At 58.9% G+C, this 16004-nt stretch carries 16 protein-coding genes; 6 read left to right on the top strand and 10 right to left on the bottom strand.

Annotation, left to right across the window (positions count from 1 at the left end):
- From B9Z40_RS13855 to B9Z40_RS13845, 3 genes are read right to left on the bottom strand one after another with little or no spacing between them, the layout of a single operon-like run.
- Positions 1-1785, bottom strand: coding sequence for a branched-chain amino acid ABC transporter ATP-binding protein/permease (locus tag B9Z40_RS13855; protein WP_100173958.1), 1785 nt, complete (start codon positions 1783-1785; stop codon positions 1-3).
- On the bottom strand, positions 1778-2629 hold the full coding sequence (locus tag B9Z40_RS13850) for a branched-chain amino acid ABC transporter permease (RefSeq protein ID WP_100173957.1): 852 nt from the start codon (positions 2627-2629) through the stop codon (positions 1778-1780). The genes B9Z40_RS13855 and B9Z40_RS13850 overlap by 8 nt, the downstream gene beginning before the upstream one ends.
- 1 nt (position 2630) lies before the next feature.
- On the bottom strand, positions 2631-3824 hold the full coding sequence (locus B9Z40_RS13845) for an amino acid ABC transporter substrate-binding protein (protein WP_100173956.1): 1194 nt from the start codon (positions 3822-3824) through the stop codon (positions 2631-2633).
- 225 nt (positions 3825-4049) lie between these two features.
- On the opposite strand from B9Z40_RS13845, the gene B9Z40_RS13840 reads away from it, so the two are divergent.
- The 3 genes from B9Z40_RS13840 to B9Z40_RS13830 are packed head-to-tail and all read left to right on the top strand — an operon-like array spanning position 4050 to position 7401.
- Positions 4050-4859, top strand: coding sequence for a citryl-CoA lyase (locus tag B9Z40_RS13840; protein WP_100173955.1), 810 nt, complete (start codon positions 4050-4052; stop codon positions 4857-4859).
- A gap of 17 nt (positions 4860-4876) precedes the next feature.
- Positions 4877-6508 (top strand): class I adenylate-forming enzyme family protein, encoded by a 1632-nt coding sequence (locus B9Z40_RS13835; protein ID WP_100173954.1) that lies wholly within the window; start codon positions 4877-4879, stop codon positions 6506-6508.
- The gene (locus B9Z40_RS13830) at positions 6505-7401 is read left to right on the top strand and encodes a dioxygenase (RefSeq protein WP_100173953.1); all 897 of its coding nucleotides are present in this window, start codon (positions 6505-6507) and stop codon (positions 7399-7401) included. The genes B9Z40_RS13835 and B9Z40_RS13830 overlap by 4 nt, the downstream gene beginning before the upstream one ends.
- Positions 7402-7434: 33 nt before the next feature.
- On the opposite strand, the gene B9Z40_RS13825 is transcribed toward B9Z40_RS13830, so the two are convergent.
- From B9Z40_RS13825 to B9Z40_RS13810, 4 genes are read right to left on the bottom strand one after another with little or no spacing between them, the layout of a single operon-like run.
- Positions 7435-8331, bottom strand: coding sequence for a pirin family protein (locus B9Z40_RS13825; protein ID WP_100173952.1), 897 nt, complete (start codon positions 8329-8331; stop codon positions 7435-7437).
- A gap of 33 nt (positions 8332-8364) precedes the next feature.
- On the bottom strand, positions 8365-9117 hold the full coding sequence (locus B9Z40_RS13820; protein ID WP_100173951.1) for a tRNA-uridine aminocarboxypropyltransferase: 753 nt from the start codon (positions 9115-9117) through the stop codon (positions 8365-8367).
- A 21-nt stretch (positions 9118-9138) separates the two neighbouring features.
- Complete coding sequence (locus B9Z40_RS13815) at positions 9139-10020, bottom strand: PA4780 family RIO1-like protein kinase (protein ID WP_100173950.1); 882 nt, start codon at positions 10018-10020, stop codon at positions 9139-9141.
- Complete coding sequence (locus B9Z40_RS13810) at positions 10017-10394, bottom strand: VOC family protein (RefSeq protein WP_100173949.1); 378 nt, start codon at positions 10392-10394, stop codon at positions 10017-10019. Before B9Z40_RS13810 ends, B9Z40_RS13815 begins: the two co-directional genes overlap by 4 nt.
- Positions 10395-10552: 158 nt before the next feature.
- On the opposite strand from B9Z40_RS13810, the gene B9Z40_RS13805 reads away from it, so the two are divergent.
- The 3 genes from B9Z40_RS13805 to gloA are packed head-to-tail and all read left to right on the top strand — an operon-like array spanning position 10553 to position 12317.
- A complete protein-coding gene (locus B9Z40_RS13805) occupies positions 10553-11347 on the top strand; it encodes an SDR family NAD(P)-dependent oxidoreductase (protein WP_100173948.1) in 795 nt (264 codons plus the stop codon).
- Positions 11348-11361: 14 nt separating this feature from the next.
- The gene (locus B9Z40_RS13800) at positions 11362-11934 is read left to right on the top strand and encodes a PaaI family thioesterase (protein ID WP_233204923.1); all 573 of its coding nucleotides are present in this window, start codon (positions 11362-11364) and stop codon (positions 11932-11934) included.
- The gene (gloA, locus tag B9Z40_RS13795; RefSeq protein ID WP_100173947.1) at positions 11931-12317 is read left to right on the top strand and encodes a lactoylglutathione lyase; all 387 of its coding nucleotides are present in this window, start codon (positions 11931-11933) and stop codon (positions 12315-12317) included. Before B9Z40_RS13800 ends, gloA begins: the two co-directional genes overlap by 4 nt.
- 65 nt (positions 12318-12382) lie before the next feature.
- Here the strand turns inward: gloA and B9Z40_RS13790 are convergent, their stop codons facing one another.
- The 3 genes from B9Z40_RS13790 to edd form a co-directional block, all read right to left on the bottom strand.
- Positions 12383-13366, bottom strand: a complete 984-nt coding sequence (locus B9Z40_RS13790; RefSeq protein WP_100173946.1) for a tripartite tricarboxylate transporter substrate binding protein — start codon at positions 13364-13366, stop codon at positions 12383-12385.
- 104 nt (positions 13367-13470) lie between these two features.
- Positions 13471-14106 (bottom strand): bifunctional 4-hydroxy-2-oxoglutarate aldolase/2-dehydro-3-deoxy-phosphogluconate aldolase, encoded by a 636-nt coding sequence (gene eda / locus B9Z40_RS13785; protein WP_100173945.1) that lies wholly within the window; start codon positions 14104-14106, stop codon positions 13471-13473.
- Positions 14097-15938 carry a phosphogluconate dehydratase gene (gene edd / locus B9Z40_RS13780; protein ID WP_100173944.1) on the bottom strand — a complete coding sequence of 614 codons (1842 nt, stop codon included), beginning with the start codon at positions 15936-15938 and terminating at the stop codon, positions 14097-14099. Before edd ends, eda begins: the two co-directional genes overlap by 10 nt.
- Between the last annotated feature and the right edge of the window lie 66 nt (positions 15939-16004).

Below are 16004 nucleotides of genomic sequence, written 5' to 3'. Positions count from 1 at the left end.
TTACACCACCGCCTCATCACCCAAATACGCGCGAACCACTTCCTCGCGTGACATCACATCCTGAGGGTCTCCCTCCGCTATGACCTGGCCCTGGTTGAGCACCACCAAGCGGTCTGACAAGGCCAGCACCGCGCTCATGACGTGCTCGACAAACACGATGGACGTGCCTCTTTCCCGGATACGGCGAATGGTCTGCACGGCAGCACCGATCTCGGCCGGGGTCAAACCCGACAACACCTCATCCAAAAGCAACACCTGGGGACGGGCCGCCAAAGCACGTGCCAACTCCAAGAATTTGCGTTGGTGCAAGTTGAGCTCGTCTGGAAAATGGTCCCCTTTGTCTTGAAGACCGGTAAAAAGCATCCACTCTTGCGCCTCTGCACGAGCTTGCGCATCGGTCAAATGGGCACCGCCGTAGTGCGCGGCCAGCGTGACGTTTTGCTCCACGGTGAGCCCGTGGAATGGCCGCGGAATTTGGTAAGTGCGCGACAAGCCCTGGCGGCGAATTCGGTGAGCAGGCCATCCGGCGCAAGATTGGCCTTGCAGCACCACCGTCCCCTCGGTCGGTCGGTAGTGGCCGGTGACCACGTTGATGAACGTCGATTTGCCTGAACCGTTGGGGCCCAGCAAACCCAAAATTTCACCTTGGTACAAGTCCAAGTCCACTTGGTTCAATGCGCGGATGCCCGAGAAATGTTTGCTCAAACCCCGCACTTCCAGCACTTTTTGACGGTTCACAGACTCTGACGGCTTGGTTGTCGGTCGCTCAATCACCAACTCTGCGTCAAGGTGGAGGCCATGCTCTTGTTGCCCCTCAGCATGGTCCTTGTTACTTTGTATCAAACGCTTGTGCTGTCTTAACTGCCAAGTCCCCAAAATGCCGCGGGGCATCACAAGTACTGCGCCGGCCAAAACCAGACCAATGATGACTTTTCCGATCAAGGCACTGTCGCCCGCGGTGAAAGCATTGAGCAGCAGCGTGATCAAAATCCCCCCGAGCATCGGTCCTGCCCAGTGCCGACTGCCACCCAACACACTCATGAGGACCACTGTCAAAGGCACCGTGATGTTGAAGGTCTCACCCACCGTGACATAAGACACGTAGAGCGCGTGGATGGCCCCCATCACACCCGCAAAGAAACTCGACAGGGCAAAGGCCCCCATCTTGAGCCAAAAAGTGGGCACGCCATTGACTTCAGCGGCGTCTTCGTCGTCGTGAATGGCCAGCAAACCCAAACCCGCCCGCGCGTGAAACAACCACCATGCCACGGCCACACTGAGTACCGCCAGAATCAAACTGGCGTAATAGAAAGTCGAGGCAGGTTTGGGTCCCCACTGTGGCAAGGTCACTGACATCAAATAGACACCCGGGCCGCCATCGATGGAGGTGTTCACGGCCAAAGTTGCCAGAACAAAACCCACGGCCAAAGTGATCAAGGCAAAAGACTCGCCACGAATCTTGCGCACATTGAAAACCAGTGCCCCGATGGCCAAGGCCAGCACCGCTGCCAGCACACCGCTGCCCAAAGCAGCAGGCACCACGGGCCAATCGGCTTTGGTGGCCAGTGTGGCCATGCCGTACATCCCCACGCCAAAAAAGGCGCCATGCCCGAACGAAAAATAACCTGAATAGCCCGAAAGCATGTTCCAGGATGTGGCCAACGTGATCCAGAAAAAAATCACGTAGAGCAAGGACTGCAGGTGCACTGGCAGACCGATGTAAGGCCCGGCCACCAGCAAACCCAGCACCAGACCGAGCAAAGAAATGCGCTGAATCTTATTCATCACCACGCCTGAGCAAAAGAATCAGAATCAGCAGCGTGAATGCCACCAAGGGTGCCCAGGTGGGCGCGATCAAGGCTTGGGTCATGGCCTCGCTGATACCGATCACCAAACCACCCAACAAAGGGGTCACTGCCGAGCCGAGCCGACCGATCATCACCACCGCAAACACCACCCCAACCCAGGAAAAGATCTGAGAAGGTGCCAATGTGAAGGTCAATGCCACGCACACGCCTGCGCAGGCAGCCAATGCAGCGCACAAGCCAGCCACCCCGATCGCCAAACGCTTGGCATTCATGCCAAATGCCGTGGCAATGGCCGGATCTTCTGCACTGGCCCGCACCGACTTGCCCATGTCCGTGCGGTGGAGCAACCACCAGACCCCGGCCACAGCGGCCAGTGACATGCCCAAAGTAAGTGCTTCGGAGTAAGTCACGACCACGCTGCCCAAGCGGAACTTGTGCTCTTCGTAAACCGACGCCATGCGCCGAAAATCGGCACTCCAGATCCACTGCAGCAAGGCTTCCACCGACACAGTCATGCCGAAAGTCACCAACAATGAATTGAAGGGCGTGAGCGCAAACCGGGCAAACACCGCCTGCACGGCCATGCCCAGAGCGCCAAACACGGGAACCAAAACCAGCAAAGAAATCAGCGGATCAACGCCCAACTTCGTTTTGAGCTCATAGGTCATGTAGGCTGAAAGGAACACCCACGCGAAATGCGCCAGGTTGATTTGCCTGAGCAAGCCCCAGCCCAAACCGATGCCCAGGCCGATAAGGCCATACAAAGCACCGAGAAAGACACCAGAGGCCAGCGCTTGAAGTAACAACCCTGCGCTGGGCATGTCAGAACTGCATCTTGCTGCCGGGCAAAGCGACGTCTTTGGGGTGGATCACGATCCACTTGCCGGCTTGTAATTGCTTGATGCGGTTAAGGTCATCGCCGTAGTTGTTGGGGCCGTCAAACCGGACTTTGCCCACGATGGTGTCCACACGGTTTTTCTTGAGGAATGCCGCAATCTTGGCGTCTTCCAGACTGCCAGCCCCTTTGACGCCGGCTTCCAAGAATTGCCATCCCGTGAAGGCATTGGCCGCTTGCAACTCGAACACGGTGTCCGGCAAATTGGCCTTGCCCGCACGCTCGTTGTACATTTTGATGGCTTCGGCGTAAGTCGGATTGTTGGTGAACGGGGCGTGCTGCTCAAAGGTGGTCAAGGTCAAGGCATTGGCCGCCAAGGGCGACTGCGCCAGAGGGCCAGGTGTCGGGTAGACATGGAAATGGATCTTGGGCTTGTAATCGATCTTGTTCATGGCTTCGAGCAATTGAATGCTTTCCGCTCCGATCGAACCAATCCAGACCATATCGGCATTGGCTTCTTTCAAGCGCGAGGCAATGGGGCCAAAGTCGCGATTGCCAAACTCCCATTCCAGCCACAAGGCTTCGCGCAATCCGCGTTTCTTGAAGACTTCGCGTGCACCCACCGACAAAAACACCACCGAAGGGAATTTACTGGTGACGATTGCCACCGACTGTGGCTTGGCACCGCCAGCCGCAATGCTGTCGAGCAGGGTATTGGGCACGGTGGTGCCCGGATCGATGCCCATCACATAGGCCGGAAAGTGCATGTCGTATTTGGCCAGCGACGGAATACCAAACGAGTTGGTGATCAGCACCTTGCCATTGCGTTGAGCCACGCCCATGGCGGCCAATGAATTGGCCGTGGCATAAGGGCCCATCAGCAAATCGACGTTGTCGCCAGAGATCAGTTGCTCATAAAGCGTACGGGCCAGATCGGGCTTGGATTGGTCATCTTTGACCACCCACTCGACAGGGCGGCCCAGCAAGCCGCCGCGTTTGTTCAATTGTTCAATGAAGATATCGCCTGCAATCTTGTGCATCACGGCCGTGCCCGCCAATGGACCCGTCAATGACAAAGTACTCCCAACCCGAATGGGCTTGGCCTGAGCTTGTACCCAGGATGCCGTTGTGGAAAGCAACAAGGACGAACCCAGTGCTTTCAGAAAAGGCCGCTTTTGCATGGTTGATCCCTCAGATCTTGGTTGATGAAACACAAAACTCTCAAAATTAATTATGGAAGGCCAGAAACTTCTGACCATTGGGAGTAACCCCTTGTATGACTGTCGCTCATGCGATTGCGCTGCTCTGGAGATGCGATTCACAGTGCATTGACTTGTTTGGGATTCGCACCGAGCCCATGCTTGAAGTCAATTGACTATTTCACTCTTCACATTGCTACTGAATTCATGACCACAACACCTGCATCCAGCGCTTTCACACCCTCGGGCTCTACGCACATGGCCATTGCGGAAGTCGATCGCATCGTCGTACGCGGCAAGGACCTCTGCCGCGATGTGATTGGTCAGCAATCGTTCACCGCCTATTTTTTGTTTTTGTTGACCGGCGAAACGCCCAGCGAAAACCTGGTGCGCGTGGCCGATGCCACCATGGTGTCCCTGGCCGAGCACGGCCTGGTGCCCTCCGTGCAAGCGGCTCGCATGACCTTGGCCGCCGCGCCCGAATCAGTCCAAGGCGCGGTGGCTGCAGGCCTTCTGGGATGCGGCCCTGTGATTTTGGGGGCCTCTGAGACAGCTGGGCATTTGCTCATTGAGATGCTGGCCCAATCGACACAGCAAGGCCAACCGTTGGAAGACATTGCCCGAGAACGTCTGCAAGCCTTTCGCGCCGCCAAGAAAGCGCTGCCCGGCTTTGGCCACCCTGTTCACAAATTGGGTGATCCACGCGCCACCAAGCTGATTGACCTGGCCAAAGAGTGGGGTGTTGCAGGCGAGCATGTGCGAGCCTTGCAGGCCCTCGCATCGCAAGTCGAAAGCGTTTACGGTCGACCCTTCCCCATGAACGTGTCTGCGGCCATCCCGGCAGTACTGCTCGATGCAGGCTACCCCGCTGGTGCCCTCAAAGGCATTCCTTTGCTGGCACGAACGGCATCCTTGGTGGCGCACATTTTGGAAGAGCAAACCCGACCCATTGGCTTCAAGCTGGCCAGTGCTGCCGAACACGCCATGACCTACGACGGCCCGCCGGTCGCTCGCTGAGTTTTCCAAAGAAGTCCATGTCCGAGTCTACGCACTTATCCCCCCTGGAGGTCTTGCGCCAATTTGATGCGCACGACTTCTCAATCGATCAATTTTTCCAGGCACGCCTGAGCGCACGGTCCCTCCAGCCCATGGTGGAGTTCCAAGGCTCAGTCATGACTTGGCAAGATTGCGCTCAACTAGCTGACCATGCCGTGGGTTGGCTTTTGAGCAGAGGCATCCAAGCTGGCGACCGCATCGGGCTGATGGCCTACAACCACCCGGCCACGGTAGTCTTGCTGATCGCGTGCGCCCGCATCGGAGCCATCTTGGTGCCGTGCAACCCGGAATTTGAAGCGCGAGAAGCACAATACATTTTTGAGCATGCCGGAGTGCGAGGCGTCATTTGTTCACCCGAACCCTTAGCCAGGGTCCAAGAAGCCACCAGCCAGATGCGCCCACAGCCATGGAAAGTGGTCATCGAGCAAGACCAGCCGGAGGGAGAATCTTCACTGCTGTCGCAATGGCAAGCCAGCACAGCCGACAGCCTCACGCGCCAAGGCACGGCCGACAGCACCTGCATGATCATTTACACATCGGGCACCACAGGGTTTCCCAAAGGGGTGATGCACAGCCAGCGCAGCTATCTGCTGACGGCCGAGGCCTTTGTGCTGCGCATGCACCTGCAGCCTGATGAGCGCTTGATGTGTGTGCTGCCCCTGTTCCACATCAACGCACTGATGTACTCACTCGGTGGGGCCATGGCCTGTGGCGGCACACTGATTCTCATCCGACGGTTTTCAGCCTCGACGTTCTGGCAGCAAGCGGCCGAGACACGCGCCAGCGAAGTGAATGTCATCATGTCTGCAGCAGCCATTTTGGCCCGCAGGCCCGCCGAAGAATTTGTGGCCTCCCACCGCCTTCGAAAAATGTTTTTGGCTCCCTTAAACAAGGACCTGCTGGACACATTCCACCAGCGCTTTCATGTACCCGTGTTGATCGAGTGCTATGGCATGACCGAAATACCGGGCGTGCTCAGCAACCCCTTTTTAGGCCCTCACAAATTGGGCAGCATGGGCTGCATTTCACCGCACCCTGACCCCGCCATCGAACGCCCTCAAGTGCTTGTAATTGACGGGTCTGGGGCAGAAGTTCCCTTGGGCGAGGTAGGCGAGTTGGCTGTGAAAACACCCACCTTGATGCAAGGCTACTTCAATGACACCGAGCAAACAGAGGCGAGCTTCCAAGATGGTTGGTTCCTCACCGGCGACTTGGTGCGACGCGATGCAGATGATTTTTTGTTTTTCTTCACACGTAAAAAAGACATCATCCGACGACGCGGCGAAAACATCTCGGGCGCAGAAATCGACTCGGCCATCGGAAGCCACCCCGACATCCTCGAATGTGCTTCGATCGGTGTGGCCGCTGAGCTGGGCGAAGAGGAAATACTCTTGGCCGTGGTGCCTCGTCCAGGCACCCACATCACGCCAGAGATGGTCTATGCGTATGCACTGAACCAACTGTCACCCATCAAACGCCCCCGTTACATCGTCATGGTCGACAGCCTGCCGCATACCGGCTCCATGAAGATTGCCAAATTCCGCCTCAAGCCCGCAGACAATTTGCGCCGCCAGGCCACCGATTTTTCATCCAAGGAAGTTCAACCATGAGCGAGACACCTAACACCACCGAACACCGCTACGACGCACTGCACCTGATCACCGAAGAGGTGATTGCGCGCTATGCCAAAACCCCAGATCCGCGTCTGCGCGAGTTGATGCTGTCATTGATCAAGCACATCCACAGCTTTGCCAAAGAGGTCAAGTTGACGGCCGAGGAGTGGGCGTTTGCAATGAGCTTTCTGGAAGAAACCGGAAAATGGTGCTCACCAGGCCGCAACGAGTTCATGATTTTTTCAGACGCTTTTGGCTTGTCAATGCTCACCGTCACGCAAGACTACCCACGCCCGGAGCATGCGACAGAGCCCACCTTGGTCGGACCTTTCCTTTTGGAAAATGCTCCCCACTTCGCCATGGGCGAAGACATCAGTGCCGGCGCTGCGGGCACGCCCATGTACGCGCAAGGTCAGATTCTGGACATCCACGGCCAAGCCGTTCCAAACGCCGTGATCGATGTATGGCACTCCGATGACCGGGGCTTGTACGACGTGCAAGACGGCATCGAAGAAAACGGACCCTGGGCGCGTGCGGTGCTGACCACGGGCGCTGACGGCCGATTCAGCTTTTGGTCCGTTTTGCCGGTGGACTACCCAGTGCCACAAGACGGCACCGCCATCCAGATGCTGCAAGCCACCACGGGCCGAAGCTGGCGCCCAGCACATTTGCACTTTCGAATTCAAGCACCCGGTCAGCGTCCATTGATCACCCACATTTTTGACAGGACCAGCAAGAACCTCTACAGCGATGCTGTCTTTGGTGTCCGTCCCTCCTTGATCGCAGACTTCCATCTGCAGACGCCGGGTCAGGCACCAGATGGCAAAGTCATGGAACGCGAGTTTTATACGCTGGACTACAACTTTGTGATGACCGATGCCTTGAAATAAAGCCATCGCTGCTGGCCTGAGCCTATGACGAGCTCAGGCCTTTTCACCCAGCCGCCCATCCCGAAAATCCGCCAAGGCTTGGTAGATCTCTTCTTTGGTGTTCATGACAAACGGGCCGTACTGCACGATCGGCTGCTTGAGCGGCTGGCCTGCGACCAAGATGAGTTTGGCATCGGCACTGGCTTCGATCACCACGCCATCGGCTTGTGGCGTGTTCGCCAAAATGGCCATACGTTGCAGAGGCACAGTCTGACCACCGATGCGCACCTCGCCACGGTACACATAGACAAAGGCGTTGTGGTTGGCGGGCAACGCCTGCTCAAAACGTGCGCCCTTGGGCATGTGAACGTCCAGATACACCGGCTGGGTGATCTCGCGGGTCACGGCACCTTGCACGCCGTGACTTGTTCCCGCGATCACCGTCACCGCCACGCCTTCAGGCGTCTGTAACTGTGGCAACTGCTCGTTTTGAAAATCGCGGTACCAGGGGGCATTCATCTTCTCGCTGCTGTGCAGGTTCAACCAAAGCTGAAAGCCCTCCATCACACCATCAGCTTGCTGCGGAATTTCGGAATGGATCACGCCCTGGCCTGCGGTCATCCACTGCACACCGCCGTTTTGCAATAAACCCTCGTTGCCTGCGCTGTCGCGGTGCAGCATACGCCCGGCGATCATGTAAGTCACGGTTTCAAAGCCCCGGTGCGGGTGGTCCGGAAAACCGGCGATGTAATCGTCCGGCTTGTCGCTGCCAAAAGCGTCGAGCATCAAAAAAGGGTCAAGCCGATGCTGCAAATCTTGCGTGAGGATGCGGCTAAGTTTGACGCCCGCGCCGTCCGACGTGGCCTGGCCAGTGACCAGGCGCTCCACAGAACGAGTCAATGTGACCGGGTGGGTGGATGGGATGGATGAGATGGACGAAGTACGGGACATGACGACTCCTTGTTCAAGTTCAGTGGCGATGGCTCAGGACGCCTTCAAGCTCCGCAATTGTGAATGCGCTGGCCCGTCCAAATCTGGCGGCAGCTGGTGTTTGGCTTGGAGGTAGTGGTGGGTGTAGACCTCTAGCCAAGCCTGCAAAGTGTGCGCCGCATGGGCTTGGCCCGCCAGATGAAGGCACAGCGATGCCACTTCGCTGGTGCAAAAGTGGTCATCGCGCCTCGAACGGCGCAGCTTGTAATTCGAGACCTGTTCGGGGTTCAGACTCAGCACCGGCAACTTGTCCAAGTACGGGCTTTTGCGGAACATCTTGCGTGCTTCGGGCCAAGTGGCGTCCAGCAAAATGAACAGTGGTTTTTTAAGGTCGTCGCTGACCGTCAGGTCATGCACCACCCGCTCGGGTTCGACAAACTCACCCGGGAACACCACATACGGCTGCCACTGCGGATCGGCCAGCAGCGCCAGCAAGCCGGGGTCGACTTCGGTGCGTGCCCATCCAAACGCAAAAGTGTCCGGCACCACATCGGCAATCAGCCAGCCGGTGTTGCTGGGCTTGAGGGGTTCGATGTCGGCCATCAGCAAACACATGCCCACATGTGTGGGCATTTGTTGGCAAAGGGCGCACATGCAATGGCTGGGCACCAAGCGACAGCCTGGGCAGCGTTCGCCTTTGATGCCGCCACGGGCCATGAAGGGTTTGGCGCTGCGGGCCAGGCGTTCAGCACGCAGACGCGAGACAGCGTGAGGCTCGGTGGGACAAGCGGCAGTGACCAAGCTCATGGCTGTTTCAAAAAAGCCGACTCAAACCGCGGGCGTCGCCATGCGCAACCGTCGAACCGCCTCTTCATCACGCGCGTCGTCGATCTCGCGCAGCACCGCCTGCATGTCCACATCAGCGGTAGACCGCTCAAAACGACCGGTCAGCGGTGTCTCGTTGCTCAGCAATCCGGCTTGGTAAAGGCTCCAGATTTCGGGGCCGTATTCGGTCTTGAGCAGCGTGGGGGCAAATTGCCCGAAGAAGTCGCGCAGGTTGCCCACATCGCGCAGCAGCATGCGCTGGGCGTGGTTGTTACCGGCCGCGTCCACCGCTTGGGGCAAGTCGATGATGACGGGCTCGTCCACACCGGGCAAATCACCCTCACTGGGGATGTGCGCCAACAAAATATTGAACTCCGACAAATCACCGTGCACCACACCCGCGCACAACATGCGCACCACCTCGCCAATCAAGGTGGCATGGTGTTGCAGGGCTTGTTCGGGCGTGAAGGCCACATCGTTCAGCCGCGGAGCGGCGTCACCCTGCGCATCGGTGACCAGCTCCATCAGCAACACGCCATCAAAAAAGTTGTAGGGCCGGGGCACCCGAACACCTGCAGCGGCCAAGCGGTACAAGGCATCCACCTCGGCACTTTGCCAAGCGGCTTCTTGTTCTTGACGCCCAAACTTGCTGCCCTTGGCCATGGCACGGGCTGAACGCGAGTTTTTGACTTTGCGGTTTTCGGTGTAGTCCACCGCTTGCCGAAAGCTGCGGTGCGTGGCTTCTTTGTAGATCTTGGCGCAGCGGGTTTCGTCCCCGCTGCGCACCACAAACACCATGGCTTCTTTGCCACTCATGAGCTGGCGCACCACGGTGTCGATCAAACCCTCTTCAACGAGGGTTTGAAGTCGGGGCGGAGCCTTCATCCAGGGCGATGCACGACGCAGATTTTGTGGCCGTCCGGGTCACGCAAATAGGCCAAGAACAATTTGCCAGAGGGGCCCTCGCGCCAGCCCGGTGGGTCTTCGCAGGTCACACCACCATTGGCAATGCCTGCGGCGTGGAAGGCCTCAGCCTGCTCCGGCGAAGTCGCCTTGAAACCATACGTGGTGCCGTTACCGACCGAGGCCGCTTCGCCATTGATGGGCGTGGTGATGCCAAATGAGCCTGTGGGGCTGCGGTAAAAATAACGTTGGTTGTTGGCCATGCCTGGGGCTTGACCCAAGGTGCCCAAAACGGCGTCGTAAAACTTTCTGGAAGCTTCGAGGTCTTTGACCCCGACCATGACGTGGCTGAACATTGCTTTCTCCTTGTAGACCCGTTCTCGGGCGATTGATCACAGTCAATGGTACTTGATAGAAAGATGGGTTCTGGCCTGTGCAGCCACCCAAATCCCACCCTTGTGGCAGCATTAGGGCTTCAGACCTCACTGTTCAGCCAGCTTACGGAGACGACCCCATGACCCCATCCAACACCCTTTCTTTTGGCCTTCAAGGCCGTGTCGTCATCGTCACGGGTGCAGCCAATGGCATTGGCGAAGCCTGCGCTCGCCGCTTTGCGGCTGAAGGGTCCCATGTGGTGCTGGCAGACGTGAACAGCGAGCGCGGCGCCACCGTGGCTGCAGAGCTTCGCAGCGCAGGCCACAGCGCTGGCTTCATGGTTTGCGACGTGTCGCGCAAAGCCGATGTCGACGCGCTGGTGACCCATGTGCTGCAGGCCTTTGGCCGACTGGACGTGCTGGTCAACAACGCGGGTATTTTCAAGGCCGCTGATTTTCTGGACGTGACCGAAGAGGACTTCGACGCCGTCATCAACGTGAACATCAAGGGCTCCTTCTTGATGGGCCAGGCCGCTGCCCGCGCCATGAAAAGTACCGGGGGGGGCTCCATCGTGAACATGAGCTCGGTGAACGCCGTGATGGCCATCCCCAATATCGCCAGCTACAACGTGAGCAAGGGCGGCATCAACCAGCTCACTCGCGTCATGTCTTTGGCGCTGGCCGACTTCGGCATTCGCGTGAACGCAGTGGCCCCTGGGACGATTGCCACCGAATTGGCCCGCCAGGCGGTGCTGACCAGCGAGGCGGCCGAGAAGAAAATCATGATGCGCACCCCTATGAAACGCTTGGGCGAGCCCGACGAAGTCGCCAAGGTGGTTGCGTTCTTGGCCAGCGATGCAGCAAGCTACATCACTGGTGAAATCGTCACCGTAGACGGTGGCCGCATGGCACTCAATTACACCGTCCCTGTTTGAAGAAAAACACATTTGTGAAAACCCCTATCAACCCAATCGGTTCATCACTAGAGGCTTGGCTGGCCCAAGAAAAAGAGGTCCGCCAGCGTCTGGATACCGGTGCTGGCCCCGGAGTGGCACGCCCTGACCAAGTGGCAGGCAAAACCGGCTTGGAGGTCATGCAAGGCCTGCTCAGAGGAGAGCTGCCTTATGCGAGCATCGCCAAAACACTCGACTTTGTGCTGATCGAGGTCAGTGCGGGCCAAGCCATTTTTCAGGGCGCTCCGGGTTTGAACCACATGAACCCGCTGGGCACCGTGCACGGCGGCTGGTTTGCCACCCTGCTCGACTCGGCCCTGGGCTGCGCCGTGCACACCATGATGCCGCCTGGCCGGGGCTACACCACGGCCGACCTGAGCGTGAAACTCGTCAAAGCCCTGACGCCCAAAGTGCAGCGCGTGCGGGCCATTGGCCAAGTGGTGCACTGCGGCCGCCAACTGGCCACTGCCGAAGCCCGGCTGGTCGGGCCCGATGGCACGCTGTACGCCCATGCCAGCACGGCCTGCCTTGTTTTTGACATGCCTTCTCTTACTGGAAAAACCTCATGAGACTCCTTCACACCATGCTGCGCGTGGGCAACCTCCAACGCTCCATCGACTTCTACACCCAGGTGCTGGGCATGAAACTGCTGCGCACCTCGGAAAACCCAGAATACAAATACACATTGGCTTTTGTGGGCTACGGCAACAACCCCGACCACGCCGAGCTGGAGTTGACTTACAACTGGGGGACTGAAAGCTACGAGATGGGCACGGCTTATGGCCACATCGCTTTGGGAGTGCCTGATGCCTACGCCGCCTGCGAAAAAATCCGCAACAACGGCGGCAACGTGACCCGCGAGGCCGGCCCGGTCAAAGGTGGCACGACCGTGATCGCTTTTGTGACCGACCCCGATGGCTACAAGGTGGAGTTGATCCAGCGGGCGGAATAGGCCAGATCCAGCGCATGGCGGTCCAGGCCATAGATGGGGTGATGTCAGGACACCGGACAGGCGTCTTAGTCGATCGCAATTTGTGCGTCACGAATGACCTTGGCCCATTTTTCGGTATCGCGTTGGGTCCAGGCTTGGACTTCTTCGGATGAACCTGGCTGCAGCTCTGTGCCTGCAGCTTCTATTTTTGTAACCAAGGCCGGTGTTTTTAAGGCTTTTGTCAAGGCCATGTTGATGCTGTCCGAGACGGCCTTGGGGGTGTTCAAAGGCACATACATGGCGTACCAGGTGTTGTAGTCAAAGCCAGGCAAAGTCGTCGCGATGAGTGGCAATGATTTGGTGGCGGCAGACCGACTGGGCGAGGTGGCGGCGAGCACTTTGACCAGCCCCTTATCGGCCAAGCCTTGCAAGGAAGGCAGACTGCTGAACATGGCACTGACCTCGCCAGAAATCAAATCATTCACCGCGCCTGAGCTGCCTTTGTAGGGCACATGAATCACATGGGTTTTAGACAGTGACTTGAACATTTCCATGCCCAGATGGGCGGTACCGCCAGTGCCCGCAGAAGCAAAACTGACTTTGCCGGGGTTGGCTCTGGCGAAATCGATAAGCTCTGAAATACTCTTGACCGGCAACTTGGCGGAAACCACCAACACATGCGGGCCGGTCGAAATGGTGGACACGGGTTTGAGCTTGGCCACCAAGTCAGCGCCTCCGCGCTTGCTCAGCATGGGTTGCAACACCATGTTGCCAAAGGCTGCTAAAAGCAGAGTATGCCCATCAGGTTCAGATCGCGCCACAACGCCCAATGCAGGCACGCCCATGCCACCCCCTTGATTTTCAACGGTCACGGGCTGTTTGAGGTCGGCTGTCAACACCAAGGCCAACTCACGCGCCACCAAGTCTGCAGGACCACCCGCAGCATAAGGAACAATCAATTTGACAGGTTTATTCGGCCAAGCACTGGTTTGTGCTTGTACACCCAAGTGCAGGCTGGCGAGGACGCTGACAACCAACAAGACCAAGCTGCGCACGGAAAAAACCAACATTCAAAACTCCTGATTTAAGGTGAACTGGATGGACAGCGACCAACAGGCGGTCATCGCGCAAGGGGCCTTCATGCCTCCATATTAGCGTTACTCAGATCGGGCGGTCACCGTACCCATTGGCATGTGGCACGGGCCAGAGCCTCGATGCGCGCCCAGTCACCTTGGGCCAACGCATCCGCAGGCACCAGCCACGAGCCACCCACACAAGCCACGTTGGGCAAGCTCAGAAAATCGGCTGCATTTTGTGACGTCACACCGCCGGTGGGGCAAAACTTCACATCAAAGAACGGGCCGCTCCAAGCCTTGAGCATGGCGGGGCCGCCCGCTTGCATGGCCGGGAAGAATTTGAGTTCGGTGTAGCCGTCTTCCAGCGCCATCATGATTTCGCTGCCGGTGGCCACACCGGGCAACAAAGGCAGTCCCAAGTCCTTGCAGGCCTGCCCCACAGTCTTTGTATAGCCAGGGCTCACCGCAAAACGGGCACCGGCTTTGGCAGCAGCCGCTGCATCGGCTGCGCTGCGCACCGTGCCCGCACCGACAACGGCACCGGGCACTTCTTGGGCAATCGCTTCCATGCAGGCCAGCGCCTGCGGGGTGCGCAGCGTGACTTCGAGCATGCGGATGCCGCCAGCCACCAAGGCACGGGCCATGGGCACGGCGTGGGCCACATCGTTCAGCACGATCACGGGGATCACGGGGGCGTCCTGCATCACTTGCAGAGAGGTCAAATTCACAGCCATGTGCAGGCTCCTTCTTCGGCTTTGAGCGCGTTTCGGCGCAGGTTGGCAAACAGTTCACGGCCCATGCCCACGCCGTTGGCGGCGCAAAGCTCAACGGACATTTGGGCCAGCGGGCGGGCGGCCCAATCGGCCTCGCTCACCAGCACATGCAGGGTGCCCAATACGCCGTCGATCCGGATCAAATCGCCGTCTTGCACTTTGGCCAGCGGGCCACCGGCTGCGGCTTCGGGTGAGACGTGGATGGCGGCAGGTACTTTGCCCGAGGCGCCGCTCATGCGGCCATCGGTGACCAGCGCCACATTGAATCCTTTGCCCTGCAACACGGCCAGCGGCGGCGTGAGTTTGTGCAGCTCGGGCATGCCGTTGGCTTGCGGGCCTTGCCAGCGCACCACGCACACCACATCCCGGTCCAGCTCGCCCGCCTTGAAGGCGGCTTGCAGCTCATCCTGAGAATTGAACACGCGGGCAGGAGCTTCGATGACATGAAAGGCTTCAGGCACGGCAGAAATTTTGATCACGCTGCGGCCCAGATTGCCTTGCAACAGCTTGAGGCCACCCGTGGCGCTGAAAGGGCTGGACGCCGGGCGCACCACGGTGTCGTCTTTGCTGACGCCCGCGTCCTGCCAAACCAGCTGGCCATTTGGCGCAGATGGGATGCGTGTGAATTCGCGCAAGCCGCCAGAGCGCACCGTCAGCACATCGGCGTGCATCAGACCGGCATCGAGCAGTTCGCGGATCACATAGCCCGGGCCGCCTGCAGCCTGGAACTGGTTCACATCGGCGCTGCCGTTGGGGTACACGCGGGTGAGCAGCGGCACCACATCCGACAGGGCCGAGAAGTCGTCCCAATCGATCACGATGCCCGCCGCACGCGCCACCGCCACCCAATGAATCAAATGGTTGGTCGAGCCGCCCGTGGCCAACAAGGCGACCATGGCATTGACGATGCAGCGTTCGTCGACCAAGCGGCCAATCGGCGTGAAGTTTTTGTCTTTGACCAGCGCCAGCACCGTGCGGGCGGCCTCGCGAGTCAGCTCTTGGCGCACACCCTCGCCCGGGTTGATGAAGGCGGTACCGGGCACATGCAGCCCCATGGCTTCGAGCAGCATCTGGTTGCTGTTGGCCGTGCCGTAAAAAGTGCAAGTGCCTTCGCCGTGGTAGGCAGCCGATTCGGCTTCGAGCAGCTCGGGGCGACCGACCAGACCTTGCGCAGCTTGTTCGCGCACCTTGGATTTTTCGTTGTTGGACAGGCCGCTGGTCATGGGGCCAGCAGGCACAAACACGGTGGGCAAATGTCCAAACTGCAGAGCACCAATGAGCAGACCCGGCACGATCTTGTCGCACACGCCCAGCATCAGGGCCGCGTCAAACACGTCGTGGCTGAGCGACACCGCCGTGGCCATGGCGATCACGTCGCGGCTGAACAGGCTCAGCTCCATGCCCGGCGTTCCCTGGGTCACGCCGTCGCACATGGCGGGCACGCCCCCTGCCACTTGGGCGGTGGCGCCTAATTTGCGGGCTTCGTCTTTGATGAGGTCGGGGTAGTGCTGCAGCGGCGCGTGGGCCGAGAGCAAGTCGTTGTAGGCATTGACGATGCCGATGTTGGGCGCACGCGGGGCCACCACTTTGATTTTGTCCAGCGCCGTGGCACGGCCTTTGTCGCCTTCGGGCATGGCGGCAAAGGCGTGGGCCACGTTGGCACAGCCCAGGCGTTGGGCTCCGGGGTCGCGCCCTGCCGCTGCGTTCACCTGCTGCAAATAGGCCTGGCGGGTTGGGCGGCTGCGCTCGGTGATGCGGGCGGTGACGGCCACCAGAATCGGATGAAGTGTCATGTCCTTACGCCCTGATCGGGCTTGGTAACTAAATTACATAACCGATGGTAACCGCGTTCACCTCTT

Origin of the sequence: Limnohabitans sp. 15K, assembly GCF_002778285.1 — a bacterium.
Classification (GTDB): Bacteria; Pseudomonadota; Gammaproteobacteria; order Burkholderiales; family Burkholderiaceae_C; genus Limnohabitans_A.
This window is presented reverse-complemented; position numbering and strand designations above follow the sequence as displayed.